Raw genomic sequence first — 3,364 nt, forward strand, 5'->3', positions numbered from 1 at the left:
CGCCACCGACCACCGAGCGCACCACCTCCGGCGTCTCACCGGCCGGCCGTGCCGTGCAATCCACCACCACAACCGAATCAGCGGCGGCATCGACACCCGCACCAAGAGAAGCGGACCACTCCCTCACCCGCGCCGCACCGGCGGTCGCGGGCGTCTCGATCGGATTCCACGCCACCTGGAACAGAGGCTGCTCCGCTGCCGCGCCCAACTGCTCCGCCGACACCGGACGCCCCACCATCGACCCCGCCGACAGCACCGGCCGACCGTTCTCATCGGCCACATCCAAGCTCAGCGTGTGCTCACCCGAATGCCGCACCCGCACCCGCAGCGTCGAGGCACCCGAGGCGTGCAGCACCACCTGCCGCCACACGAACGGCAACACCGCCCGCCCGCCGCTCGCCACGCCCGAGGGATCGATCAGCGACACGTGCATCGCCGCGTCCAGCAGCGCCGGATGCACCCCGAACCGCCCCGCCTCCGCAGCCGTCCGCTCCCCCAAAACGACCTCGGCGAACAACTCCTGTCCCCGCCGCCACGCCGCCCGCAACGCCTGAAACGCCGGCCCGTAGCCATAGCCGATCTCGGCCAGCCGCTCATACGCTCCCGCCACGTCCACCTCGGCCGCCCCCGCCGGCGGCCACTGCACCAGATCGAACCCCGGTTCGGCCGCCCGCTCCGCCAGCACTCCCTGAGCGTGCAGCGTCCACTCACCGCCCGCCCGCTCGTCGGCTCGGGAATACACCCGGACCGCGCGCCTGCCGGCCGCACCGGGGCCGTCGACGACCACCTGGACCCGCACCCCACCGGTCTCGGGCAGCACCAGCGGTGCCTGCAGCGCCAGCTCCTCCAGCACCGCACAACCGACCTCGTCACCCGCGCGGACCACCAGCTCCACGAACCCCGCCCCGGGCATCAGCACCCGTCCCAGAACCTCGTAATCACCCATCCACGGATGGGCCGACGCCGACAACCGCCCGGTCAAGACCACCCCACCGGACTCCGGCGACACCATCACCGCCCCCAGCAACGGGTGCAGCACCGTCTCAAGCCCCAGACCTCGCACATCCCCGCCCCGCCGACCACTCGGCCAGAACCGCTCCTTCTGGAAGGCATACGTGGGCAGCTCCACCCACCGCCCACCCGGCAACACCGCACGCCAATCAAGGAGAACCCCGCGCACGTGCAACCCGGCCAGCGCCATCACGATCGTCTTCTGCTCGTCCTGGCCCCCGCGCAGCACCGGCACCAGCACCGCGTCCGCCCCCGGGTCAGAGCCCGCATCGGCTTCGTTCTCCGCGGTGAGGGTGTCCTGAGCCATCGCTGTGAGCACCCCGTCGGGGCCGAGCTCCAGGTAGGCCCGCACTCCTTGAGCATGCAGCGTCCGGATTCCGTCGGCGAACCGTACGGCCTGGCGCACCTGGTCCACCCAGTAGTCCGGCGAGCACAACTGCTCCGCCGTGGCCGCTTCCCCGGTCAGGGTGGACACGATGGCGATGCGCGGCGAGTTGTAGGTGAGCGTCCCGGCGATCGCGCGGAAGTCCTCCAGCATCGGATCCATCAACGGCGAATGGAACGCATGCGACACCCGCAACCGCCGCGTCCGCACCCCGCGCTCCTCCAGCACGGCCGCGATACCGAGGACCGCCTCCTCCACCCCGGAGATCACCACCGAGGCCGGACCGTTCACCGCCGCGACCGACACCTCACCCTCACGCCCGGCCAGCAGCTCGGCGACCTCCTCCTCAGACGCCCGCACCGACACCATCGCCCCACCGGCAGGCAGCGCCTGCATCAACCGCGCCCGACCCGCCACCAGCACACACGCATCGGCCAGCGACAACACCCCCGCCACATGCGCAGCGGTGATCTCCCCAATCGAATGCCCGGCCAGCACGTCCGGCCGCACCCCCCACGAGGACACCAACCAAAACAGCGCCGTCTCCACCGCGAACAACGCCGGCTGCGCCCACCCCGTCAGATCCAGCAACCCCGCCAACTCGCTGCCCGGCTCGGCGAAGATCACCTCCCGCAGCGAACAGCCCCGGTAACGACCTGCCCGCTCAACCGACGCGCCATCCGGCTCCTGGTCGAACCCCTCCAGCAGCGGGTCAAGCTCGGCGATCACCTCATCCAACGCCGCCGCGAACACCGGAAACCGCTCATACAGCTCCCGGCCCATCCCCGCCCGCTGACTGCCCTGGCCGGTGAACAGGAATGCGACCTTGGCCGCTCCCCGCGCCGAACCGGTCACCACACCCGCAGCCGGCGTACCCTCGGCCACCGCGGCCAGACCCCGCACCAACTCCGTACGATCAGCACCCACCACCACCGCACGACGCTCGAACGCCGACCGCGTCGTGGCCAGCGAGAACGCCACATCGGCCAAGGCCAGCTCATCGTGGCCCTCCACGTGCGCGGCCAGACGCTCGGCCTGTGCCCGCAGCGCCCCAGCCGTACGGCCCGACACCAGCACCGGCACCACACCGGTAGCCGACGCCTGGTCCTCCGCACCTGGCTCCGCCCCGATTCGTGAAGCCTCCGGTCCTTGCGGAGCCTCCTCGGTTGCGACCTCCAGGGCCTGTTCGATGATCACGTGGGCGTTGGTGCCGCTGATCCCGAACGACGACACACCCGCCCGGCGCGCACGACCGGCCTCCGGCCACTCCACCGGCTCGGTCACCAGCTCGACCGCGCCCTCGCTCCAGTCCACATGCGACGACGGCGCGACCACATGCAACGTGCGCGGCACCACGCCCTCGCGCATCGCCATGACCATCTTGATCACACCTGCCACACCGGCGGCCGCCTGGGTGTGACCGATGTTCGACTTGATCGACCCCAGCAACAGCGGACGGTCCTCCGGCCGGTCCTGCCCGTAGGCGGCCAGCAGGGCCTGCGCCTCGATCGGGTCACCCAATGTCGTCCCGGTCCCGTGCGCCTCCACCACGTCGACATCCGCGTAGGACAACCCCGCCCCGGCCAGCGCCTGGCGGATCACCCGCTGCTGCGACGGGCCATTCGGCGCGGTCAGACCATTGGACGCGCCGTCCTGGTTGACCGCAGACCCGCGCACCACCGCAAGCACCTGGTGGCCGTTGCGCCGCGCGTCCGACAGCCGCTCCAGCACCAGCACACCCACGCCCTCCGACCAGCCCACCCCATCGGCGCTGTCGGAGAACGCCTTGCACCGCCCGTCAGAGCTGAGACCGCCCTGGCGGGAGAAGTCGATGAAGGTGTCGGGCGTGGCCATGACCGTCACCCCACCGGCGAGCGCCAGCGAGCATTCCCCCGAGCGCAGCGCCTGGGCCGCCAGATGCAGCGCCACCAGCGACGACGAGCAGGCGGTGTCCACCGTCACCGCCGG

The 3,364-nt window shown here is 71.4% G+C and carries 1 protein-coding gene; it reads right to left on the reverse strand.

The annotated features are described in order from the left end of the window. On the reverse strand, positions 1 to 3,358 hold a 3,358-nt coding region (locus ACWD3H_RS47485; protein ID WP_451959775.1), incomplete at its 3' end, for a type I polyketide synthase. Between the last annotated feature and the right edge of the window lie 6 nt (positions 3,359 to 3,364).

The organism is Streptosporangium sp. NPDC002607 (assembly GCF_053592655.1).